This is a genomic window from Streptomyces sp. NPDC058195, from assembly GCF_042883525.1.
GTDB lineage: Bacteria > Actinomycetota > Actinomycetes > Streptomycetales > Streptomycetaceae > Streptomyces.
Map to the genome: position 1 here is coordinate 93,411 of NZ_JBHVVM010000030.1, position 21,415 is coordinate 114,825.

Annotated in this window: 30 protein-coding genes; 16 read left to right on the forward strand and 14 right to left on the reverse strand. The window is 69.5% G+C overall.

Annotated features, from left to right (window positions below; genetic code table 11):
- The first annotated feature begins 56 nt into the window (after positions 1-56).
- From ACFVWY_RS29500 to ACFVWY_RS29535, 8 genes are all read left to right on the forward strand, one after another.
- Complete coding sequence (locus ACFVWY_RS29500) at positions 57-647, forward strand: DUF4913 domain-containing protein (protein ID WP_389877742.1); 591 nt, start codon at positions 57-59, stop codon at positions 645-647.
- 4 nt (positions 648-651) lie between these two features.
- Entirely contained in the window at positions 652-1,422 is a 771-nt protein-coding gene (locus tag ACFVWY_RS29505; RefSeq protein ID WP_389877744.1) for a glycosyl hydrolase, read from the forward strand.
- Entirely contained in the window at positions 1,419-1,895 is a 477-nt protein-coding gene (locus ACFVWY_RS29510; RefSeq protein WP_389877745.1) for a hypothetical protein, read from the forward strand. The genes ACFVWY_RS29505 and ACFVWY_RS29510 overlap by 4 nt, the downstream gene beginning before the upstream one ends.
- Positions 1,892-2,557: a hypothetical protein gene (locus ACFVWY_RS29515; RefSeq protein ID WP_389877747.1), complete on the forward strand. Its 666-nt coding sequence runs from the start codon at positions 1,892-1,894 to the stop codon at positions 2,555-2,557. Before ACFVWY_RS29510 ends, ACFVWY_RS29515 begins: the two co-directional genes overlap by 4 nt.
- On the forward strand, positions 2,554-3,381 hold the full coding sequence (locus ACFVWY_RS29520) for a large ATP-binding protein (RefSeq protein WP_389877748.1): 828 nt from the start codon (positions 2,554-2,556) through the stop codon (positions 3,379-3,381). Before ACFVWY_RS29515 ends, ACFVWY_RS29520 begins: the two co-directional genes overlap by 4 nt.
- A 24-nt stretch (positions 3,382-3,405) precedes the next feature.
- The gene (locus ACFVWY_RS29525) at positions 3,406-4,257 is read left to right on the forward strand and encodes a winged helix-turn-helix transcriptional regulator (RefSeq protein ID WP_389877750.1); all 852 of its coding nucleotides are present in this window, start codon (positions 3,406-3,408) and stop codon (positions 4,255-4,257) included.
- A 115-nt stretch (positions 4,258-4,372) separates the two neighbouring features.
- Complete coding sequence (locus tag ACFVWY_RS29530; protein ID WP_389877752.1) at positions 4,373-5,323, forward strand: DUF317 domain-containing protein; 951 nt, start codon at positions 4,373-4,375, stop codon at positions 5,321-5,323.
- A gap of 57 nt (positions 5,324-5,380) precedes the next feature.
- Positions 5,381-5,869, forward strand: coding sequence for a hypothetical protein (locus ACFVWY_RS29535; protein ID WP_389877754.1), 489 nt, complete (start codon positions 5,381-5,383; stop codon positions 5,867-5,869).
- Between the two features lie 4 nt (positions 5,870-5,873).
- Here ACFVWY_RS29535 and ACFVWY_RS29540 read toward each other — a convergent pair whose 3' ends face one another.
- Positions 5,874-6,137 (reverse strand): hypothetical protein, encoded by a 264-nt coding sequence (locus ACFVWY_RS29540; protein WP_097930480.1) that lies wholly within the window; start codon positions 6,135-6,137, stop codon positions 5,874-5,876.
- A 218-nt stretch (positions 6,138-6,355) separates the two neighbouring features.
- Here ACFVWY_RS29540 and ACFVWY_RS29545 point away from each other — a divergent pair, with 218 nt between their 5' ends.
- The 6 genes from ACFVWY_RS29545 (at position 6,356) to ACFVWY_RS29570 (ending at position 8,540) form a co-directional block, all read left to right on the forward strand.
- A complete protein-coding gene (locus ACFVWY_RS29545; RefSeq protein ID WP_389877756.1) occupies positions 6,356-6,703 on the forward strand; it encodes a DUF317 domain-containing protein in 348 nt (115 codons plus the stop codon).
- A gap of 100 nt (positions 6,704-6,803) precedes the next feature.
- Positions 6,804-7,169: a winged helix-turn-helix transcriptional regulator gene (locus ACFVWY_RS29550; RefSeq protein WP_389877758.1), complete on the forward strand. Its 366-nt coding sequence runs from the start codon at positions 6,804-6,806 to the stop codon at positions 7,167-7,169.
- A 136-nt stretch (positions 7,170-7,305) separates the two neighbouring features.
- Positions 7,306-7,518 (forward strand): hypothetical protein, encoded by a 213-nt coding sequence (locus ACFVWY_RS29555; protein ID WP_093761009.1) that lies wholly within the window; start codon positions 7,306-7,308, stop codon positions 7,516-7,518.
- Between the two features lie 88 nt (positions 7,519-7,606).
- Positions 7,607-7,936, forward strand: a complete 330-nt coding sequence (locus ACFVWY_RS29560; protein ID WP_389877784.1) for an esterase — start codon at positions 7,607-7,609, stop codon at positions 7,934-7,936.
- A 102-nt stretch (positions 7,937-8,038) separates the two neighbouring features.
- Complete coding sequence (locus ACFVWY_RS29565) at positions 8,039-8,275, forward strand: hypothetical protein (protein WP_056704972.1); 237 nt, start codon at positions 8,039-8,041, stop codon at positions 8,273-8,275.
- Positions 8,276-8,306: 31 nt separating this feature from the next.
- The gene (locus tag ACFVWY_RS29570; protein ID WP_389877760.1) at positions 8,307-8,540 is read left to right on the forward strand and encodes a hypothetical protein; all 234 of its coding nucleotides are present in this window, start codon (positions 8,307-8,309) and stop codon (positions 8,538-8,540) included.
- Positions 8,541-8,611: 71 nt separating this feature from the next.
- Here the strand turns inward: ACFVWY_RS29570 and ACFVWY_RS29575 are convergent, their stop codons facing one another.
- The 9 genes from ACFVWY_RS29575 to ACFVWY_RS29615 all read right to left on the reverse strand — a co-directional run bounded on the left by ACFVWY_RS29575 (position 8,612) and on the right by ACFVWY_RS29615 (position 15,678).
- Positions 8,612-9,016: a hypothetical protein gene (locus ACFVWY_RS29575; protein WP_056704975.1), complete on the reverse strand. Its 405-nt coding sequence runs from the start codon at positions 9,014-9,016 to the stop codon at positions 8,612-8,614.
- 106 nt (positions 9,017-9,122) lie between these two features.
- Positions 9,123-10,895, reverse strand: coding sequence for a relaxase/mobilization nuclease domain-containing protein (locus tag ACFVWY_RS29580; protein WP_389877786.1), 1,773 nt, complete (start codon positions 10,893-10,895; stop codon positions 9,123-9,125).
- Positions 10,895-11,560 carry a plasmid mobilization protein gene (locus tag ACFVWY_RS29585; protein WP_389877761.1) on the reverse strand — a complete coding sequence of 222 codons (666 nt, stop codon included), beginning with the start codon at positions 11,558-11,560 and terminating at the stop codon, positions 10,895-10,897. Before ACFVWY_RS29585 ends, ACFVWY_RS29580 begins: the two co-directional genes overlap by 1 nt.
- On the reverse strand, positions 11,557-11,781 hold the full coding sequence (locus ACFVWY_RS29590) for a hypothetical protein (RefSeq protein WP_389877762.1): 225 nt from the start codon (positions 11,779-11,781) through the stop codon (positions 11,557-11,559). The genes ACFVWY_RS29585 and ACFVWY_RS29590 overlap by 4 nt, the downstream gene beginning before the upstream one ends.
- A 101-nt stretch (positions 11,782-11,882) precedes the next feature.
- Positions 11,883-12,950: a DUF2637 domain-containing protein gene (locus tag ACFVWY_RS29595; RefSeq protein ID WP_389877764.1), complete on the reverse strand. Its 1,068-nt coding sequence runs from the start codon at positions 12,948-12,950 to the stop codon at positions 11,883-11,885.
- Positions 12,947-13,513 carry a WhiB family transcriptional regulator gene (locus tag ACFVWY_RS29600; RefSeq protein WP_389877765.1) on the reverse strand — a complete coding sequence of 189 codons (567 nt, stop codon included), beginning with the start codon at positions 13,511-13,513 and terminating at the stop codon, positions 12,947-12,949. The genes ACFVWY_RS29595 and ACFVWY_RS29600 overlap by 4 nt, the downstream gene beginning before the upstream one ends.
- A 116-nt stretch (positions 13,514-13,629) precedes the next feature.
- Complete coding sequence (locus ACFVWY_RS29605) at positions 13,630-14,334, reverse strand: ATP-binding protein (RefSeq protein WP_389877767.1); 705 nt, start codon at positions 14,332-14,334, stop codon at positions 13,630-13,632.
- The gene (locus ACFVWY_RS29610; protein ID WP_389877768.1) at positions 14,334-15,350 is read right to left on the reverse strand and encodes a hypothetical protein; all 1,017 of its coding nucleotides are present in this window, start codon (positions 15,348-15,350) and stop codon (positions 14,334-14,336) included. Before ACFVWY_RS29610 ends, ACFVWY_RS29605 begins: the two co-directional genes overlap by 1 nt.
- A 1-nt stretch (position 15,351) precedes the next feature.
- A complete protein-coding gene (locus ACFVWY_RS29615; protein WP_389877769.1) occupies positions 15,352-15,678 on the reverse strand; it encodes a transcriptional regulator in 327 nt (108 codons plus the stop codon).
- 378 nt (positions 15,679-16,056) lie between these two features.
- On the opposite strand from ACFVWY_RS29615, the gene ACFVWY_RS29620 reads away from it, so the two are divergent.
- Positions 16,057-16,923: a helix-turn-helix transcriptional regulator gene (locus ACFVWY_RS29620; RefSeq protein ID WP_389877770.1), complete on the forward strand. Its 867-nt coding sequence runs from the start codon at positions 16,057-16,059 to the stop codon at positions 16,921-16,923.
- Between the two features lie 56 nt (positions 16,924-16,979).
- Here ACFVWY_RS29620 and ACFVWY_RS29625 read toward each other — a convergent pair whose 3' ends face one another.
- The 3 genes from ACFVWY_RS29625 to ACFVWY_RS29635 are packed head-to-tail and all read right to left on the reverse strand — an operon-like array spanning position 16,980 to position 19,900.
- On the reverse strand, positions 16,980-18,170 hold the full coding sequence (locus tag ACFVWY_RS29625; RefSeq protein ID WP_389877772.1) for an amidohydrolase family protein: 1,191 nt from the start codon (positions 18,168-18,170) through the stop codon (positions 16,980-16,982).
- 23 nt (positions 18,171-18,193) lie between these two features.
- Positions 18,194-19,309, reverse strand: a complete 1,116-nt coding sequence (locus tag ACFVWY_RS29630; protein WP_389877774.1) for an MAB_1171c family putative transporter — start codon at positions 19,307-19,309, stop codon at positions 18,194-18,196.
- Positions 19,310-19,312: 3 nt separating this feature from the next.
- Entirely contained in the window at positions 19,313-19,900 is a 588-nt protein-coding gene (locus ACFVWY_RS29635; RefSeq protein WP_389877776.1) for a hypothetical protein, read from the reverse strand.
- Positions 19,901-20,557: 657 nt separating this feature from the next.
- Here ACFVWY_RS29635 and ACFVWY_RS29640 point away from each other — a divergent pair.
- Positions 20,558-20,995 carry a pyridoxamine 5'-phosphate oxidase family protein gene (locus ACFVWY_RS29640; RefSeq protein ID WP_389877778.1) on the forward strand — a complete coding sequence of 146 codons (438 nt, stop codon included), beginning with the start codon at positions 20,558-20,560 and terminating at the stop codon, positions 20,993-20,995.
- Positions 20,996-21,156: 161 nt separating this feature from the next.
- Here ACFVWY_RS29640 and ACFVWY_RS29645 read toward each other — a convergent pair whose 3' ends face one another.
- Positions 21,157-21,318: a hypothetical protein gene (locus tag ACFVWY_RS29645; protein ID WP_389877779.1), complete on the reverse strand. Its 162-nt coding sequence runs from the start codon at positions 21,316-21,318 to the stop codon at positions 21,157-21,159.
- Positions 21,319-21,415: the final 97 nt, after the last annotated feature.

The window sequence follows — 21,415 nt, forward strand, 5'->3', positions numbered from 1 at the left end:
CTGATTCTCCGGATCCTCTCGGGCATGTCGCCGTCTCACAGATGGAGCACACTCCCATGGCCGACACCAGCCCGACCTCCCCCGGCCCCGAGCCGTACCGCGTCCCCGACGCAGACCTCGACGACCTCGCCAGCACCCTCGCCAAGACCATGGCCGAGGTCAGGCAGCACGGCGTCATCCTCGACCGCCTCGGCTCCGAGCCCGAATCCGGCGCCATCCAGCCGCCGGGCGGCGCTTCGGAAGCCGACGCGGCTGACGGGAAGAAGCCCGACGGCCCCGCCTCGGTGTTCATCCTCGCCCTGGGCGGCAAGGAATACGCCGTCGAACTCGCTGCCCTCAGCGACTGGGTGAACTACCTCTTCCTGCCGGTGTACGGCCGGGAGATCAGCACGAGCCGTCCCTGGTGCGCGCACTGGCACGAACACCCCGAGGCCGTCGCCCGGCTCCACGCACTCTGGCTCGCCTGGCAGCAGTTCACCGACGCGGAGGCCGGCCTGTCCGGCCCCTCGACCTGGCACCGCGACCACCTGGACCAAACCCTGGCGCACCTGCGTGCGCCCGACGGACCCTTCGCGGCCTGCACGACCAGCGCAACTCGCCCCAACCACCGGGTGCTGGCCACCCCGGCGCCCGAGCAGGCGGGGTAGCGGCGTGAACGACATCCTCGACTTCGACCTCGACGATCTCTCGCCGGTCGACGACGACTCCGAGGAAGTGATGGAGGCCCTCTGGACTGGCGACTTGACGGTGCTGTCCCAACACCACACCACGCCCAACGGTTCACACAGCTTCGTCCTCGCCCACGACCGATCGGTCACGTGGGGGATACCCGGTGAACCACAGCTCGTTGCGATCGCGGTCGCTCGGGATCTGCGGCAGTCCACGTTCACGTTCGAGACGAGTCACCACGCCACGGCGTCCTTCGCACAGAACTGGCTGGCAGAACGCGGCTGCCCGCTCGAACCGATCTCACTGCGCGGTGGCGACTACATCGAGCCCGCCGACGACCTCGCCCTCCAGGTAGAACAGCAGATCCAGAAGTCGGGCACCCGCTACGAGGTCCTCGACACCTACACCTCTGACGACAACCCCAGCGCGGCGTGGACACTCGTCAACGACTCCCAGGCCACCCAAGCACCGGTTCGCCTCTTCTACGAGGAGTGGAACCACGATGCCGGCACGTACACGATGCGCGAAGGCGCCTTCCCCGACGTCGGCGTCGCCCAGACCTGGCTGGACGAGCGCAGCGAACCGCTGCCCGAGCCTCCGGAGTACAGCGACCACAACGGTGCTGTCGTCCGGGCCCGCATCGCCCTTTCCCGGTCCGCCGGAACCTCTCCGACACCGCAGACCGGGCTCGACGCGCCCCGCGCGACAGCGGCGGTACCGGTCCAGCGCGCGGTTCAGGGGAGGCTGCTGTGAGCCGCGCCCGCTTCGCCTTCGCCGCGCACCCTGACGCCATCGCCGACCTGCGGGAACTCCCGGCCGAGATGCGCGATTTGGCCTTGCTGGAGCTGCAGAACCTGGTCCACGGAAGCGACGACTGCTTGCCGTTGAAGGGCCGTCTCGCCGGCTTCCACAAGGTGTACGTCGACCCGGAGGTCTCTTACCGGCTGGTCATCCAGTTCCGCCAAGCGCCACCGACCTCGACCCACAAGCGCGAGATCTACCTCGTGGCGGCTGGCAGCCGGAAGGACTACGCGGTCTACCGCGCGGCCCACCTACGGACCGGCCCCCAGCAAGAGGTCGGCCCCGACTCTGCCACGGAGGCCCGTGTGCAGGCCGCCCGGTCTCGCTCGACGCTCACCACCGAACGGCCGACAACGGGCCGCGCGACTGCCCCCTCAACAGCGCCGTCCTCGGCCACCGCCCCCCGAAAGGCCGCCCAGCGATGACCAACGACCGTACTGCGCTGACCCGTTCAGAGCTGGCGGATCTCCTCACCGAGGCCGCTCAGAACGTCGGCTGCATCCCTGCCGCCGAGTATCCGACGGCTGCCGCCCGCTCCTACCTGCATCCCGTCCTGGGTCCGCTGGCCGCTGGGCCCCGCGTGATCACCGAGCTGAACGACCGGTTCGAAGGCTTCGTGGCCACCGAGCCACGCCCCGCCGGGTCGGCGGGCCTGTTCGCTCTGGCCTCCTACGCCTCCGCGCTGGGGTGGCTCACCGAGTCGTTCGCCGAGCTGACCTCCTCGGTCGACGAGATCTGTACCCGCGTGGGCATACCCACGGAGCCACGCGCCCCGATCGTCGCCGCGCCCGGTGGTACTGAGCGGGACGACGAGTTCGACTTCGCTTTCAACGCAATTGAGTTGGAGGCGGTCCGCAACGCAGCCGAGGCCGCCGGCCTCGCGCCGGACGACTACGTCGAGGTTCTCTCCCAGTCGCTGCTCGCCGCCGCCCGGATCACCGACGCCTGCATGGAGATCTCCAGCGGCCTGCTCGATGACGCCGATCTCCTCAGCGAAGTGAGCGACCGCCCTCGGCTCGGCATCGATCCCGGGAGCCTGCCCGCTCTGGTCCGCTCCCTGCTCGCCGGGATGGAGACGACGGAGTGAACCCGTACGACGCAGACACACACCCTGGGCCTTATCTCGTCGTCGAAGTGCTCGGTGTCGGGGATGTCAGCGTGCACGCCCTCGCACATGGTCCGGAGGAGCCGCTGCACCAGGCCGCTACACGCGTCATCGAAGCCGCAGCGGCGCTGGACGAGCGACACGAGAGCGTGCTCAACGCGGTCCAGCGCGCTCAGCGGCTGCTCGAAGGCACTGGTCGGGGTGAAGTCGGCCGAGCCCAGGTCTCATACGCGCTGCTGCGCACAGCTCTCCCGGACCTCGGAGACGGCCTGGCGCAGCAGGACCGGGCATACAGCCAGCTCGTCGAGTCCCTGTCCGCCTACCGCCGGCTTCTTTCCTCGCCCGAGCCTGCTCAACACGCGATCAACAAGAGCCACGGGCAGGGCCAGAAGACGAGGCCCCGCCGGGACAACGACTGGGCCGTCGCTGGGGAGCGCGGGCTGGTAGCCCTCGAAGCGGTTGCGGCCGGAGGTGTTCGCTTTCGCCGCAACGCGATCGGCGAGGACCCGTACATCTCGCGGGAGAAGGCCCAGCGGCAGGACCCGGCGGTCTTCCCGCAGACCGTGCAGCGGCTGGTCGCCGACGGGCTACTGCATCAGGACATCACCGAGAACGTGTACCGGCCCGGCCAGCTCCTCTCGCTCACTCCGCGGGGGGAAGCCGCCCTGCGTGATGGTCGCGCGACGACCTTCCGGGTGTCCGCCGCCCTCGGCCGCACCACCACGCGGACCACGTCAGGCGCGCTCGCCGACTCGGCCGCCGCGCCCGTCGCCAGGACCTCCCTCGCGACCCCCCGCTCACGCTGACCTCATCCCGATAAGGACCCCACCGTGCCTACCCCCGGCCTGCCTCCCACCTTCTCCATCGCTTCCATCGACGCCCAGCGCGTCGAGGAGGCTCTCGCCCGGATCGGGCCCAAGTGGACCACCTGGACCGCGATGACCCTGGCCCAGGTGAACGGCCCCGTGCGCGTCCGCGACGTTGCTGCGCAGCTCCCCTTCGTCAGTGAGCAGTTCGTCGGCAAACGGCTGGCCGCGATGCACGCTGACGGATTGGTGATCCGCGATGACGACCGGCGGGGCGCGCCGTACCGGCTCAGCGCGCTCGGCGCGTCTCTGGCCCCCGTCCTCCGCACGGTGTCGGACTGGTCCCGCACCCACCTGACACAGGAACCTATGGCCGAAGCCGAGCGTGTCGAGGACGCGCTGCGCCGCCTGCATCTTCGGCATTCGACTGCCGTGATTCAGGCCCTCGACTCGGCTGACGGCCAGATGCGGTTCGTTCACATCGCCGAGGCGGCCGGTCTGGACTACGGCCTCGCACGGCAGCGACTTGTCCGGCTTCAGGCCGATGGCCTGGTCACGCGGACGGGCTCCCGGCACGGAGACCCTTACGTGCTCACCGATGCCGGCCAGGCGTTGGGGGCCGTCTACGCGAGTGTCGAGTACTGGAGCCAGCCCTTCGCGCTGCGAGGTGGAACAGCGGCACCGCGTCCGACAGCGGCAGCCACGCGCACCCACGTCGGCATTCCGCTGGGGGCGGGAGCCGACAGCGCCCGGACCGCGGCGGCCCTACGACGGAGCGCCGCCGCGTCGAACGTCATGTTCAGCCACGCGCCTCAGCCGGAACCGCGGGTGCCGGCGGCCGTGACCGCTCAGTCGGCACCGGGCCGGGGCCGGTGACGGGGGTGAGAACTAGAGGCCGCTCGCCGCCACTACGGCATCCGCGTGCGCTCTGGCGGCTCCCGCCGCTGCATACGCGGATCCGTTCTCCTCCTTCGCTTCCGGAGACTCGACCATGTACGCCCCTGACGACCCGACCCGGTACCAAGAGGTGCTGGTCAGCCCCATGTATCTGGCTGGTTCCAACGGGACCGGCGAGGCTGGCTTCGCGCCCGTCGCCCACTGGCCCCATCAGTACCTCGATGAGGGCCCCTGCCAGCTCCTCGTGACCTCTCCCGACCAACGGATTCGAATCGGCTGGTTCGGCGACGACTTCGAACTGTGGAAGATCAGCGCAGCCGAGGACGCCTTCTCGGCGCCTCGCTGGACGGCGACGTTCAACCACGTCACCCCGGCCGAGATGGTCGCCGGCCTCACCGCCGCACTGGTCCAGGACTACGACGAAGCCATCGCCTCCGACACCCTCGGCCGCTTCTTGACAGGGCCAACCGTCCCTTGGAGGGACACCGTCCGGCCGTTGACCGATGCCGGCTGGAACCTTGACGGAGCTGCTGAACTCGGCACCGTCGAGATCATCGCTCCTGACGACCAAGCGGGCATCCTTATCGATCGGCGCGGCTACGGCTCCGACCGCACGACCGTCGAGCTGTGGGCTGGTCCGCCGGGCTGGGGCACTCGTGCCGAAGCGACGTTCACGGCCCGCACCCCATCGCATTTGATCGCCGCAACCGCCGCTGTGATGGCGGAGTCGACGCCGGTGGTCCGCGAGCGCCACCAAGTCGACCGGCGGATGCAGCACTTGGTCACCATGACTCCTGTCGCTTCGGCCACGCCGATCGCCGAGGCTCAGGTCCCGCGCGCTCCAACTCCGCTGGACGTACGCCGCACCGCGGTCACCCAGGCCGTACACCGTGCCGCGCGGGCACCACGCACAGCAGCCGACCTCCGGGTGATGGCCGCGCAGAGCCGCTCCACGGGGGCGGCGCAGAAACGGACGGGACACCCCGCGCCCGCGACCTCTGCCCGGCTGCCGGCCAGCTCGCCGACGCCCCGGCGCGGACGCTGACTCCCACCCCAGGCCGCACTCCACTCGCGACCGTCCCCGCCCAACAGGAGTTCCACCATGCCCACCACCACCATGCTCGACCAGGCCACGGCCATGATCGAGAACGCCTGGGGCCAGCCCATCGAAGCTCTTGAGGTCCTAGGGGTCCGCCGCCCCAGCGAGGGCCCGCTCCTGCGCTGCGCCATGCACACCGGCGCGGCCCTGGCCATCACGGACAGCGCGGTAACCGTTCACCAGGACCGTCTTCACGCCCTGTCCCGGCATGGGTACGTGCCTGACTTCTACGAACTCGACCGGATCACCGAAACGGCGGTCAAGCTCCGCGTCGCCCACGCGGAGAGCCGTGCGTACCTCCAGGCGATCCGGCGCGTGGTGGAGGCTCGGGAGGCCGCCGCACCCGAGGTTGAGGCACCGGCGGTACGGCTGGCTCAGGCCGCGGTCGCCCGCTCCGGGCAGACGCGGCACGCCCCGGGGGCCGTGCCCGAACCGTCCTCTCCGGCGGCGGTCGTAGGGCCGTCAGCGCCCACAACGGGGCCCCGACGTTGAACGCTTAGCTCCGATTCTCGTCGCGGTGGCCCTCTTCGGCCCGGGGGCCCACCGCGCGGGCCAGTTCCTCCACCGTCAGCTCCACGCGTCGGCCTTCGGCGACCCGGCGCTCCACCGTCTCCTCGTCCGGCCACCGGTCGGGCTGTGCGCCGACTCCCCACTGGCCGTCGGCGACCATCGCGATGTCGCCCACGGTCCAGGGCCGTCCGGCGGCGCGGATCTTGCGTTCCAGTCCGGCGCCGTCCCAGTGTCTGCTCGCCTCGGCCATCCCCTGCTCCCCTTCACCGACGTGCGGTCCCTCACCGCAACCCAGGTACGACAACCGCAGTCGCCGATCCATTCCCGTCCCGCCGACCGCTCGGCTGTGGTCTCCAGTTCGCCCACGGCAGACGGCATCCCCGGGAAACGACTACGCACTTCGGCATGCCGCATGCCAACGTACGGGTGTTGGGAAAAACCGCAGGTCAACGAAGGGATCGTCTCACCGTGAACACCTCCGCCACCCTCCTGCCCGCCGTCGTCCGCCCCGCCGTGGAAGACTGCCACTGGCTCTCCTCCGACCACTGCGCCGCTCCGGTGCTCGACCTCCTGGACGCTCTCGGCTGGACCATCGCCGAGACCCCGGAGGCCAACGTCCACGCGACCAGCCCGGACGGCGGCGTCTACGTCGGCTGGCTTCCCGAAAACCCCTCCGCCTGGGCGCGGGAGATCGTCTGGCGCGTCCAGGTGCTGCCCGCCGACGGCGAGGTGTGGGTCCAGGAGTTCGGCATCCACACCCCCTCCGAGGCCGTCGCCGGATTCCTCGCCGCCCTCGTCACTCACTCCTCGCGCTGACCGCCGAACTACGGGGCGGGCAAACGACGGCCCGCCCCGTTCACCGCGCCCGTCTCGGCGGACCGGCCGCACCCCCTCTTCCTGACCGAAAGGCATTGCAATGACCATCTACTCCGACGACCTCATGAGAATCGCGAACCACATCGTCGGCTCGGGCATCGCCATGTTCGCGGCCTACGACGCCATCACGGGTTCCGGCATAGCCTCGCGCGGTATCCCCCAGGTTTTCTGCGGGGTGCTGCTGGTGTACAGCGCCGGGATCTTCCAGGACTACCTCCGCCGCCGCGACACCCGTGTCGTCGCCTACCTGTCGGCCAACCCGAACACGCACCTCTCCAAGATCAGCGCCGCCACGGGGCTGAGCCGGGAACGGGTCGCCAGCTCGCTGCAGCGCCTGCACGCCGACGGCCTGGTCGTCTCGGAGGAAGGCGCGGTTCCCCTCCCACCTCGCTACCGGCTGACCTAGTGGCTCCACCGTCGGCAGCATCTCGCAGACCACACCAAGGGCCCGAAGGCCCTACGCGACCTGCTCCGCCTCGACGCCCCTGACGATGTCCCCGCCAGTCCGGCCCCGCCCGCCCATACCGCTCTCGGAGGTTTCCGTGCCCCAGTACCTGACCGTCGGCCACCTGCTCCGCCAGCTCCTGGAACTCGACCCCAACCTGCCGGTCCGTCTCGCCGTCAACCCCGACTTCCCCTTCGCCCACTTCGTGGGGGCCGAGGTCGTCGTCCGCGACGGCAAGGCGTACATCGCCGATGACGGCCAGGAGGACTACCTCCCGGTGGGGGCGCGCGATGCCCTCACCTGGGCTTGATCGCTTCCCTACCACCACGGAGGCTTCCATCTCGTCCCTCTCGCGCCCCGCACCTCGTCTCGCGCTGCACGATGTCGCCGTGCACCCAATGCCGTACGGCGTGCACAGCGCGCTTCTCCAGCGCATCTCCGCCCGCCCCGACGGCCCCCTCGACGTCGCCTGGCTCGCTGCCGAAACCCCCCAACTTCCCCTCGGACGCATCCGGCTGCGCTGGGAGCCCGCCTCGCGCAGTGGCTGGGACGTCACGGCGTACCTGGGGCTGACCACAGCCGAGGTGCTCCTCGGTTCCTGGCCCGCCGCCACGGACGACTGGCCGCGCCTGGTCCGTCCGACCCTGTACGAGGTGACCGGCCTGTGCGCCGCCCTCTCATTCGCGACCGACGCCCTCGACCTCTCCAACCGGCTCTCCGGAGTCTGACCGAGGACCGCCGAAGGCCGCCCCATGCCGCTCAGGCAGGGGCGGCCTCGTCGTGCGTCCACCCGTTCGTTGCGTACGCTCGACCTGACGAAGGAGAACACCATGGCCGACGACCAGAGGCTCTGGGGATACCCGGAGGTCGCCGCCCACCTGGGTATCAGCGTCGGCGCGACCCGCAGCCGCAAGAGCCGGGGCAGCCTGCCCTCGCCCGACGACGACAGCGTTCCGGACCGTCCCCGCTGGAAGCCGTCCACGTTCCAGAACTGGAGGCCGGTCGGCCGGGGATTTCGCAGCGACCTGCACAGCTCCCCCCGACAGGAGACCACGTCGACCGACTGACCGAGCGGGTGCTCGCCCGTAGGCTGCGGGCATGACACCCGACTCGCAGATACCCTCGCCCCCGTTCCCCTCGACCGACAACGCCGTACTCGGGTTGATCGTCGGCGGAGCCATCGAGTCAGTCCGTAGCGGCGAGGCCACCGTGGAGGAGGCCATCCTGCATGCGGCGGTCCACGGCTGGTACGAGGGACACGTCCAGGGTGAAGACGAGTGCCCGGGGTGCGACTTCCGGGGTGGGCTGGCGAAGGACAGCGCACGCGGCTGAACCTCACCTGCACGCCAAGGGGCGCCACCGACATGCCGGTGGCGCCCTTCGGCGTTCCGTCTGGTGCTCGCCTACTCCAGGTAGATGCCGGCGAATACGCCGTCGAACCCGAGCGCGGTCAAGCCCGCCTCGACACTCGGGTAGGTCGTCCCGTGCGGGCCGCCGACCAGGGCATCGAAGTCGGCGCGGCCGATCTCGGGCTCGAGCCACTGGTTGCCGCACCGGCAGCGGACCCAGACGTTGCGCCCGTGGTTGATGAGCAGCCAGTCGCGTCGGGCACTGCAGGCGGAGCACATCACGGGGATGCCCCCGAGAGCGAGTTCGCGTGAGTGGCCGACGCAGCGGATTGCCCCGGGGCCGTCGGCCGACCGAGTCTCGGCCTGGAGCTGCAGCAGGGGGTCGGTACCAGTGGGGACGACGGGCAGGACGGGTGCCGGCTCCGTGGTGCGGGTGGTGGTTCTGAGCACGAGCGTCATCTCCCGGTTGTCGGTCCTGTCTTCATCCGTAACAGCCGGTGGAACCGGCTGTCCATACATTTCGCGGCGTCCGCTCGGACGGTGGTCCACGTCCGGTTCGACGTGGTCAGCGACGTGGCGAGCGGCGATTGGGGTCTTGAGCAGTCCCGAGCGGTACGGCTGCCGTCGCGTTTCGTTCACTGGTGCGGCTGCTCGGCGCGGTGGCCTGGCGGGTGGCGGCCTGCGGACGACGGGCACCGTCACCCGGGTGTGCCGGGAGCTGGGCGATGCGCCGCAGGCGCCAGACCAGGACGTCGTTCACGTCGTCGGCGCTGTCGAGTTCGCGCATGTCGATGGCCTGGCGCAGGAGGGCTTCGGAGTCGTGGCCGGCCCGCTCGGCCTGGGCGAGGGTGGCGACCAAGGCGTCGGTCCTCGCTTCCGTGTCTCCTGCCCGTACGGCCTTCTCGGGCAGTACGGCGCGAAGGGTGGCCTCGTGCATGAGGCGCTGGGCGTCAGGAAGGGCGCGGCCTTGGTCGTGCAGCATGCGCATCGGGGTGGCGGCGGCCTGGCGGTAGGCGGTGCGCAGGTGCGCGGCGGCTTGTCGGGAGGCGTGGGCCTGCTGGGCGTGTCCGCGGGCGGAGTGCCAGCGGGCGGCGGCGAGGGTGACGAGGACGAGGGTGGAGACGAGCATGGCGGTGGTGCCGCCGTCCTCGCCCCGGCCGAGCGCCCCGCCGGCCTGGACAATGCCCCGGGCGGCTGAGCGGAGGGCCCGGGTGTCGGCGCGTTCGGCGCGGACATGACTGCGGGTCGCCCGTTCGAAGGCGCGAGCTGCGGCGGCCAGCTCGGTGCGGGTGGTGGCCGGTGAGGTCTGGGCCACTGCGTCGAGGAGTTCTCCGACGCCGACGAGCTGGGGGGCGGCCTCGCCGTCCTCGTCGCATTCCAGGAGCGTGGCCGAGCGCTCTGCGATGACGGTGGCGTTGCGTCGTTGACGGGCGGGCGGTGACCAGTTCGTCCGGTCAGCGCCGACCGCGGGCGCGCTCGGTTCGGCGGCCCCGTCGGTGAGGCGTAGGCGGATCTTCGGAAGGGAGAGGTCGGGGGCCAGTTTGGAGCCGGGGTACCAGACCGGGTCTCCGTCGCGGTTGCGGTCGCCGGGCAGGGCCACGTTGTAGCCGAGCGCGTCACCGGACGGTGCGTGCCGCAACTTCACCCGTACCCCCGCTTCTCGGAGCCGCGTGAAGAACTCCTCTTCCGAGTCCGCTCCCGCCATGGCGCGACGAACGGCTTCGCGGAGCGTCTCGCGCGAGGTCTCCGGGCGGCCGGTGCGCTCGGCCTTGAACTTCTCGGCGCTGCTGGGATTCTTCGCTGCGGTTCCGTCGCCCGCGTTCAGGCACCGCAGGCCCATCTCCTTCTCGATGCGGCGGCATTCGGCCTGGGCCTTGTTGAAGTCGTAGTTCAGGCGCGGGTTGCGCAGGTCGCCGCGTACGAGGGTGGCGACGATATGGATGTGGTCCTCCGCGTGGCGGACGGCGATCCACCGGCAGCCGTCGGGGTCGCCATCCTGGGCGATGCCGGTGGCGTGGACCATGCGCTGGGCGACGGCGTTCCACTCCTTGTCGTCCAGCCGCCGGTCCCCGGGGGCGGTGCGGACCGAGCAGTGCCAGACGTGCTTGGCGGGTGCGCGGTCGCCGGCCTGCTTGACCCGCAGGTCCAGGGCGGCGGTGAGCCGGGCGAGGGTGACCTTCGGGTCGGGGTCGCGGTCGGGGTCGCGGCCGGGGTCGGGGGCGAAGCCGTCCCAGGAGCCGACGAGGTGTGCGTCAGTATGCTCCTCGCGCCGTCCGGGGCCGTACAGGTAGACGAGGAGGCCGTGGGTGCGGGAGCCGCGTCCGATGTCGGGAACCATCACAGCCGCCGGGTCACCAGGTCGTTCGCCGCGTCATCGACGCGGGCGAGAAGTCCGGTCAGCGCGCCCAGCGCGTGTTCGAGTTCACCGGCGCGCGGCTGGCCACCGCTGTTGAGGACGAAGGCGATCTGGTTGATGTTGTTGCCGATGCGGGCCAGCGCGGTGCGCAGAGCGGCGAGTTCGTCGATGACGGTGTCGAGCTGGTCGTTGCTGTGCACGGCGGCGCATCCGCGGGCGGCGCTCAGGCCGGAGACGGCGAGGAAGCGGGCGACGGTGACGCCGCGCTTGGTGGCGGCCTCGGCGATCTCGGTCTTCTCGGTGTCGGAGAGGCGGGTGGTCGTCTTGCGGGTGCGCTCGCTGGGGTTGCGGGTGCGGCGGCGCGGTTTGCGGTCGGGGTAGGCGGGCGTGCTCGGGCTCGGCTGCTCGCGGTGGTCGTCGCGATCGGCTTCTCCCCCGGTGACCGGCGCCCCCTGGTGCCGGTTGCCCGGCTGGTCCCCGTGCGCCCCCGCTCGGGGACCAGCCGGGCTTCCCCCGCCCTCCTGGGCGGGGGCAAGTGCGTACGTCGGGCCGTAGGACCGTCGTACGCGATAGCTTGCTCCGCCGGGAGCCGTCGTGAGGTCACGCTGCTGTCCGGGCGTGGTGACCGACGGTTCGTTGGCGGTCACCGGCTCGTCTCCGGGTTCTGCTGGCGGATTTCGCGGACGAGTTCCTCGATCCAGTCCATGGCCAGGACCGGGTGGTGCAGGGTCCAGGGGCGGCCGTGCGGGGTGCGTTGCACGGTCCAGATGTTGTCCGGGCCGGGATGCACGCGGTGGAGGTGACCGTGCTGGTGCAGGACGGTCAGCCAGGAATCGACCTCGGCAGGTGTGGCCGGGTTGGTACGCATGAGGTGGTCTCCGCTCCGCTTCGGGAGTCTGTGGGGGTGCGTGTCCGGCGCGGGTGACCGGCCGGAGTGTCCGGCGTGGTCACCCGCTTCGGGCTGTCCGGTCAGTTCCGGGCGGAGGTGACCGGCTGTCCGTGCTGCTTGCGGAGCTGGGCCATCAGGGCGGTCAGGGTGTCGTTGGACAGGGGGATCTGCTGGCCTCGGATCGCCTGGGCGACCACCTTGCGGGTCAGCTTGTCCTCGGCCCTGACCGCTGACCGGGCGATCTTCAGCAGGTCCTCGGTGTCCGGGTCAGACCGCCGGTCGCTGGGTGTCCGGGTGTCCCGGCCGGTGACCGGCGGCGGAGTGACCGGCCGACCGGTGGCCTGCGGCGGGCTGTCCTGGTGTCCGGTGACCGGGTCGGTGGCGGCCGGGCGGGCAGTGACCGGCGGCGGAGTGTCCGACTGTCCGGGCAGGTCAGCGGCCTGCGGCGGCTGCTCGTGGTGACCGGTGACCGGGTCACTGCTGTCCGCCGGAGCGCTGTCCCCGGTCAGCGGCCGAGGACTCGGGGCCTGCTTGTCCGGGGACAGTCGGCGCTGGTCGGTCAGTGCGGTGACCGGCTGTCCGGCGCTGACCTGACCGGTCTGCGGCTGCTGCTGACCGATCCGGTCAGTCCGGGTGACCGCGATGTCCTCGGGCCGGTCAGCCTGACCGACGTGACCGGCCTGACCGGGGTCCTCGCGGTCGCTGTCCTTGATCGGGCCCCGGGCGATGAGGATGTAGAGGTGGACCGCTCCGGCCAGCGCGAGCGGGGCGATGGTGGACAGCACCGCGACCACCATGTCCCCGAGCCGGAGGCCGGTGCCGGCGACCGCGTCCTCGTTGAGCCGGACCGCGTGGAGGGCATTGGCCCAGATGCTGGCGGCGGTGGCCGTGCCGAAGAGGGTCCAGACGTAGAGCCGGGCGCGCAGGGGCGCGTCGCGCAGGACCAGGAGTGCCCGGATGCCGTAGGCGATGAACCCGTCGATCACCAGGGGAAAAAGGTAGGTGAGGAAACCGCGGACGTGAACAGCGACGGCCATCTGCTGGAGGGCGTCGTACGACAGCGCACATCCCGCGCCCCCCAGGGCGATGACGACCGCGCGGTCCCAGCCGGTGATGTGCGCCGTCTTCGGCATGCTCGCGGTACTCACGCCGCCGTCCCGAAGTCGTCGCGGCCCAGACGCTCACCGTCGGTCTCGGGAGGCGCGGTGGCGCTCGTGGCCGGCTCCAGGTCACGGTGTACGAGGGCGCGGCGGGTCTCGCGGTACAGCTTCTGGGCATGCTCCTCGGTGATCTTCAGGAGCCAGGCCAGGCGCTGCTCGGTGACCCCGTGGCGGTAGGCGGCGTAGACGACCGCGCGGCGCTCTGCCTTGGTGAGGTGGACGTCGCGCCCCGCGATCGTGTCGTTGACACGGCTGTAGTTGAGGCGGTGGGCGATCTTCTCGTGCAGTGGCCCCCGCTCCTCCTCGGTCAGTCCGCCCCGGATGCCGTCGGTGTTGCCGCCTTCCAGCGCGGCGTCCAGGCAGGTGCGGCGGACCGGGCACTGGCCGCACAGCGCCTTCGCGGCGGTGATCTTGCCGGTCTCGTCGGGCTCCGGGAAGAAGATGTCGGGGTCCACCGGGTTGTACTCGGTGCTATGGCAGACGGCCTCGTCCTGCCAGGTCTGGTCGCCGAGCGACCGGTGGCGGGCAGGGCTGATCGTCGTGGTGGTCATGCGGATTGGCTCCGATCGCTCTCCGCGCGCAGGGGCGTCGGCGGAGAGGTGCGCTAGGTCGGTGAGGTGCACGGGCGGCGCGTGGCGCACGGCCCTGTGTGGCGGCCTGCGGTGGGTCAGGCGGCGGTGCGGTGGCGTCTGCGGTCGACCGGCTCGAACTCGACCCGGGTGGTCATCTGCGCCAGCCGGGAGGTGACGCGGTCACCCAGGTAGGCCCGGAGATCGCTGATGCGCAGGTTGGTGGTGATCAGGGTCGGGAGCATGTGGTTGTACCGGCGGTTGATCAGCCGATATGTGATCTCCTCGGTCCACTCCGTTGCCCGAGCCGCGCCGAGGTCGTCGATGATCAGCAGCGGGCAGCGGCTGACGGCCGCCAGCTCCCGCTCGGTGTCTGTGCCGGGGCGGGGACGCAGGTCGGCGTACAGGTCGGCAGCGGTGGTTGCGCGCCAGCGCACGCCGACTCCGCTCTGCACCAGCTGCCGGACCGCGCCGTACGCCTGGTGCGTCTTGCCCGCGCCGACGACCCCGGCCATCAGCAGGCTCGGCCCGGTGGTGACCTGTCGCCGGGCTCCCCGGCTGGGGGCGACAGCCGCCTCGACGACTTCCCTGGCCCAGGCCAGGACCTGGGGGTGGTCGGCGACGGCCGCCTGGTAGCGCGGGGGCATCCCTGCCGAGAGGGCGTCGAGCCTGGAAAACGGCTCGGGCTCGTCGGGCAGTGCGGCGACGGAGGCCTGGTCGATGTTCCGGGCAGCAAGGATGCGTGCCATCCGGTCCAGGGTGCCCTCGCCAAGGGGCTGCGGTTCGCGGTTACGGATGCTCATCACAGCTCCTCGGCGTAGGCGACGGCAGCGTTGGCGGGGTTGGTCCACGCCTGGTGGGCGGGCACGTTAGAGCGGATTCCCGGCCGCGCCAAACCGGCGGAGCGTGCGTTCATGGCCTCGTTGACCATGCTGGTCAGCACGCTCGGGTGCTTGGGGTTGGCGGCGAAGTTCTGCAGCCCGGCCCGGATGTGCTCCGGGGCGATGCCCTCGCCCAAGAGCTGCTTGACGATCCGCCCGAGGTGTCCGATCACGTCGCTGGGCGGGCGCTCGTCGCAGGCAGCGATGTACTCGCCGACGAGCTGGTTGGCCGAGATGGCGGCTGCGGGCGCAGTGCGCCCCGTAGGGAAAGAAGATCCAGGATCCAAGATCCTAGATCCAGGCGCCGAGCCCTCCCCGGGGCTTCGGGGAGGGCTCGGGGAGGGCTCGGCGAATGTGCTCTGACCTGCGCCTTTCATTCCCGTGTACGAGCGGGCGCCGACGATGTCGTCGAAGGCGTCCTCCCGGGCGGCGGGGCGCTCGTCGGCGTGCTCGCGAGGGATCGCAGCGGAGGGCGCGGCCGGATCGAGGGGGCGGGGAAGGTTCGGCGAAGCCTCGGCGACGGCGCGGGGAGCGGTGGCCGAGTCCTCCCGCTTGGTGCAGGTGCCCTTGCAGGGGGCGCACCGGGCAGCGGCCTGGTGCTGCGGGCAGGAGGGCAGGCGCGACTGGCTCGGCTTGTCGATCTTCTGGTGCTCGGACCAGGTCACGATATGGAGGTAGCGGCGGCCGTCGCAGCCGGTGTACCGGCAGATCAGGCCGGCGTTCCCGAGCTGGTGGAGGTCGTCCTCGACGTGGACCGAGTTGTGCTCGGCGCGCAGGGGCCAGAGCAGCCCGGCGATGATCGCGGCGTTGTCGCGGTGGCGACCGTGGTCGTCGGCCTGCGTGAGCAGTCCGAAGAAGGTCCGCTCGGCCTCGACGCTCACTTCGGCGAGCGACTCGGAGACGAACGCCTCCGGCTTGATGGTTCGTATCCGCGCCACGTCAGCGGCCCCGGCCGTCGGTGATCAGGTCGCTGCGGGTGAGGGTCGCATCGGCGAGGTCGAAGGTGTGCGGTCGCGTCCAGTCCGCCTCCGGCCAGAACCGCAGGACCAAGCGTGCTGCGATCTTCGCGGTTGTCCGGGCCAGCTCTATGGTCTCCCCGGCCTCGTCCTTGACGATGGCGTGCGGGTGGGGCCACACCTGCTTCGGGTCGTTGAGGCTGACCCGGATTGTGGCCGCGCCCGGAATCATGTCGGCGAGCTGGGCGGCGAGGCGGTGCTGGCGGTCAGTGTCCGGGCAGGCCGGGGTTCCGCTCGGCATGGCGAGCATGCGATACTCCGTTATTTGTAGGAGTGCGGTGCGGCGGTTCTCGTGCAAAAGCCCCGCCGCCCGCGAGATGTGAATTGCGCCCCTTGGGGTGCCGGCCCGGCGCTTGGGAGTTGATAGCTCCCGGGCGCCGGTTTTTTGTTGCCTGTTCGCGTCACGGAGCGTTCGCTTGCATCGCCCTGCCTCCTCCCCGGTCCGCCCCTGACCGACGTTCTCCTCGACAGGCACACGTCCTGGCTGCCGAGGGCGGGGATGCGAATCCCTGCATTTTTCGGTAGCCTGAAGCTATCCCGGTTCACAGGAAAGGTCAACGAATCGATGTTTCTTCGGTTCACGCAAAGGTGAGGTCTCGTGCCAGCTCGACGCTTCGATAGGACTCGTGTGCGCGCGGTACGTCGAGCCGCCGAAATCTCGCAGTCCGACGTGGCAACTGCCCTCGGCGCTGCGGATTCGACAGTGGCGGGGTGGGAACTGGGCTCGTCCGTGCCGGATCAGGAGAAGTTGCCCGCCCTCGCCAGGGTGCTCAAGGAACCGTTGGACGTCCTGTTCCCCCGCAATGGCCTGCGCGACCTCACTGACCTACGGTGCGACGCTGGCCTCTACCGGTACGAGATGGCAGCGGTCATCGGCACCAAGAGCGACGGTCCAGTGGCCGGCGCGGAAAACGGCATCCGGCGGCTCAAGGACAGGTACCTCCCTGACCTGGCGGCGGCTTATGGCGTCAGCGTGGACGAGGTGAATCGCGCCCAGGAGCGGTCGATAGCGAAGGCTCGGGGCGAAGAGGTGGAAGGCGAAACCGCCGCCGTCGCGGCAGTCGAGGAGCCTCCCCGAACGCTCGCTGCGAAGATCACCCTTCTCCTGGAGCGCTCCTACCCAGCGGGGACCGCACCGACGGACGCCGAGATCGCGGCGGCTGTGAACACCTACGCGGGATCGCTGGTCACCTCGGCCGAGAAGGTGGCGGCGCTCCGAACGGGCGCCGACGAAGCCGAAGCCCCCGCCCCGGTCGTCTTGGAAGGTCTCGCCGACTTCTTCGGCGTCGCACGCCTGTACTTCGAGCCGGATGACGCGGTGGCCCGGCAGGTTTACGAAGGACTTCGGCTGATGTCAGCCGCCAAGAGCGGGCAGGTGGGCCGAATCCGAGCCCGCGGTCTCGGCGCAGAGGGTCTGCCAGCCGGCGTCCTCTCGATCCTGAACGATCTCGCGACCGAGTTCGAGAAGAAGGCCGCCCCCGACGCCAACGACTAGTGCCCTGCACCCAGGACTCACGAGGTCGAGGGAACAGGGCACTGAACGGCTACTTCCTACTCGGCCGCTGCGTAGGGCTCGTAGCGCTGGCCGTCGGCGAACACAGCCCGGACGCCCTTCAACGCACCGAGGTCCGAGAGCGGGTCTCCATCGACCAGGAGGAGGTCCGCCCGGTATCCGGGGGCGATCCGCCCCGTTGTGGAACCCAGCCCCAGCGCCATGGCCGCCTTAGACGTCGCCATGTCGATGATCGAAGCGTTCGCCAGGCCCAGGTGGGAGTAGAACGACAGAGCCGGGACCAAGCCGTCGAAGCCCGCGCGCTGCACGCCCGCGTCCGTCCCGGCCACCAGGCGTACACCCGCGTTGGCCATCTGCCGCACCAGATCGAACATCGCGGCGGCGCGCTCCTCGCCGAAGACGCGGGGGAGCATCTGCCAGTGAGGGCTGACCGCCGGACAGACGGTAATCCCCTGGTCGATGATCTGCTCCACCACATCCGGCCGGAAGTCAAGGCCGCCGCCTGTCATCCACGTGCAGTGCTCGATCGTGTCCACACCGGCCTCTACGGCCGCAGTGATGCCGTCGGCCCCATGCGCATGGGCTGCGACGGGGACACCCGCCGCGTGGGCTTCGTCCACCAGGGCGGTCAGTTCCTCTACTGTGAACTGGGACTGGTGGCTCTTGGGGCCGTCCTTCGTCAAGCCGCCGCCAGTGACCATGGCCTTGATGACCCCGGCCCCCGCTGCCACGTTGCGGCGAACGAGGTCACGGATCTCGGCTTCACCGGAGACCTCGCCGCCGAGGAAATGGCAGTGCCCGCCCACGGTGGTCGCGGGCGTGCCCGCGGACACGATCCTCGGCCCCAGTGTACGACGATCGCTGATTTCCGCAGCCAGACGAAGCGCCAGCCCACCCCGGTCACCAAGGTCACGGGCCGTGGTGACACCACTGAGCAGGAGCTGTTCCGCACGACGCCGCATGTCCTCGAACAGGACCTCGTCTGTCGAGTCCTGAAGCGTGGAAACCGGGTCGGGCCCGCCATCGAAGGCGAGGTGGACGTGTGCGTCGATCAGCCCCGGCAGAATGGTTCCGTCGTCGAATGCGAAGTGAGGAACGTCGGGGCCGGCCTGCGCCGCGATCTGTTCGCGCGGCCCGACAGCAGTGATCGAGTTGCCCTCGATGAGAACTGCGCCGTCCTCCAGGTAGGTCCCCGAGTCGACAAGCACTCGTCCACCGGTGATCAGCATCTCGTCTCCTTGATCATTACGGATCATGCGGCATCACGCAGCGCGTCAGACACCGCAATCAGTTGTTTCACATCCGACTGCCGATCGCTTCCCAGCCCCATGGCCAGAGGGACCGCCCGCCGTGGCGCGGGGAAACCCTGCTCGATTCGAGCCGAGGCGCGTCGGAGCCTGGAGGCCAGCTCCCCGGAGTCGATGCTCAGGATTGCCCCGTCGTCGTCTCCGTCGAGCAAGTACGGGCTGATGTCCACCAGGCCGTCTCGACACTCCACGATGCGACGGTGGTAGCGCCGGTGCACGCCCCGAGCCCGCCACCGGTCCAGCGCCGCCGGGGATGCCGGCCGCAGCACGTTCTCGGGGTACGCCTCCACCAGAAGGTCCCAAAGGGGCGCTAGGCGACGGTGATCGCGCCGATGCTGGAGCCAGAGCCGCAGGGAGGTGATCCGGGCTCGCGCTCCCGAGTACGTGATGCCTGCCGCGAACAGCAGGATGGCCCCCATCAAGAAGAAGGCCACTGTCGCCATCAAGGGCGTGGGCACGTCGACGTCGGTCGAGCGAGCAGCGACGATGACGGCGCGGATCGCGCAGGCCACAGCCATCCCACTCAAACCGACCGCCGCCATCCACAGACCGGTGGAGTGCGGGCGCCTGGACATGCGCGCGTAGCGGCGGGTCCACCGGCCCGCCATGCCGAGGGCGTACATGAGGTAGAGGCCGGCCCCACCGTAGAAGAAGGCGATCTGTGGAACCGTCATGTCGGCTGTGCTGAAGCTGCCCGCGAAGACCTCGTGCGGCGCCGACAGCGCGGCTACGGTGATGGCCACCGCGACGAAACCGACGACGACGGCTTCCTTTCGGGCCCGGCGATGGCCCGCTTCCTCGTCCGCAGCCGAGTAAAGGTAGAAGCACATCAGGAAGTACACCGCGAGGAGCAGCAGTACGTTCTGGATCAGCTTCGCCGTCCCGTGGCCGGCGACAGTGTCGACGCCAGATGCTCCGCCTGGCATGGCTACGGGGTACGACAGCGCAGCACAGGCCAGGCAGAGGGTGACTGAGCGCAGCGGCTTGTCGTGAGGAGATCGTCTTAGCTGATAGAGCTTCCAGGCGAGAGCCGCCACGAGCCCCAGAAGAAACAGTTCCACGTGTTACAGCCATCCTCGCCGGTCACCGAGCGCCGACTCCACGCGCCGGAGAGCAGGATCGTCCGACAGGGGGGCGGTGCCGTCCAGCACGGAGGACCATTCCAGGATGATGGTGGCGACCAGTTCGACCGAGCACTCCTCGCTGTCCTCGTACGAGCACCGACGAGCAACGCGCTTGATCGTCTCGGGGGCGAAAACCGGCAGCATGGCGGCCCAGCCCTCAACGAAGACAGCCGCCTCCTCGGCCCAGGCGATTTCTTCCGATTTCTCCTCGGCCGCCTTCGCCGCAGTCTCCTCGTTCTCCGCTACAAGGATGTGCCCGATCTCGTGCAACTTGATGTGGTCCTGATGCAGGCGTGTCGTCTCCTGCTGGTAAAGGATCACGTCGTAGTCCGCGTACTCGACCCACATCCCCGAAGGACCCGGCTTGGGCAGAGGGGCCTCCCGCAGGTACAGGGACCGCCCCCTCCGCCGACTGAGAGCCTGGCAAAGCTCTTCCACGTCAAGCGGGGGAGTAATCCCGAGGTCTTGTAGTTCGCGGCGGATCAGGCGGTGCAAATCCTTCTCCACCGTCCGGTTCGCTGCTGCCATGCGCCAGCGTCCAAATCGTCTGCGGCCCGGCCCGCCCTGAGCAGGCACCCCAAACTCAGCGGCGTCTCGACCGCTCTTCCCTGACCACATTGAGTAATCCCTTCAACCGGCTGATGGCTCCCCCGAGCCGGGCGACACCGCGCCCGTAACGATGACGTCCAGTTCCCAATGCCGGAGAACAGCCGCAGGCGACCATGTCCGCGCGCCAAGCCCAGTCCCTCGACGGGCCCGGAGCTCCACGCCCTCCAGATGGCTTCGCCGCACTGATGTCACGAACGCGAACACCACATGACGTGCGGAAAGCTCCCTCGATGGAGTCTCCAGGAACCTTGTTGGACAGTACGTGACGACCTATACGTGGAATGACTTGAAAAGCATGATCGAATCGGGATGCCCCTTGGATGCCCCAGTGATCCAAATGGGAGTAAAACGACCACCGCGAATTTGATCATGGCTCTAATTCAGGGATCTGAATTCCTGGCATGGACGCCTCACGGCCCCGAATTGCCGGTCAACTCCGTTATTAATCCGAGACGCTCAGATGAATGCAACTTCCGACACAAGGTGGGGTATCCGCATTAATCGCCCATCCCGGACGCTTGTGGCCATGGTCACTTCCGGACAGTTACCCCAGGGATCGCCATTACGCTTTCAGTCATGTCGAAAGCGATATTGAGCCAACCTTCCAGTTACCTGGAGTTCTGGAACGAGTACCACCTGTGCACCATGGCCACGCTACGGCCTGACGGTCGACCTCACGTTGTACCTGTCGGCGTGACGGTCGATGCCGCCGCTGGAGTAGCCCGAGTTATCACCCGCAAATCGAGCAGGAAAGTCGCCAACATCCTCGCGTGTGACGGGCTGGCGCAAGTCGCCGTGTGCCAGGTCGACGGCGGCCGGTGGGCCACGCTCGAAAGCGTGGCGGAGGTCTGTGCCGACGCGGCAGTGGTCGAAGACGCCGTTGCCCGCTATGGACAGCGGTACGGGCGCATGCCGGCCCCGGATCCTGAGCGCGTTGTTCTCTTGATCTCGGTCGAGCGGGCGATGGGCCAGACGCTCCTCACTCGACCTCAGACGGCGCAGGCTGCGGCGTAGAACAGGAAACGATCCGTCGAAGAGCCCGGTGCCCTCTGTCAGCGGAGTTAGGCGCCTTGGCCACGTTACGGCACGTTCACGTCGGACTCATCGGGATGGGCCAATTCGATGCTGAACTGCGGTCCGCGGGTCTCGAAGCGGTCTGTTTCCTCCCCCTCGATCTACCGGAGCATCAGGGCTACTTGGGCCTCGGCGGAACGGGCAGCGCCCTTGGCGATGTGCGCCTGCATCGCCGCGTAGCCCGTAGCGACCACACTCACCGCAGTCGCGACGATCGCGGTGGCCAGTTCGCCGTCCATGGGCGCCTCTTCTCTTTGCCTCACCCTAAGGGCTGTCCCGTAACTGCTGGTCAGGGGTGAGATGATCTTGCGATGGCTGGTGTGATCACGGCGTCGGAGTCGTCCTGGATAGCCCCGTTCA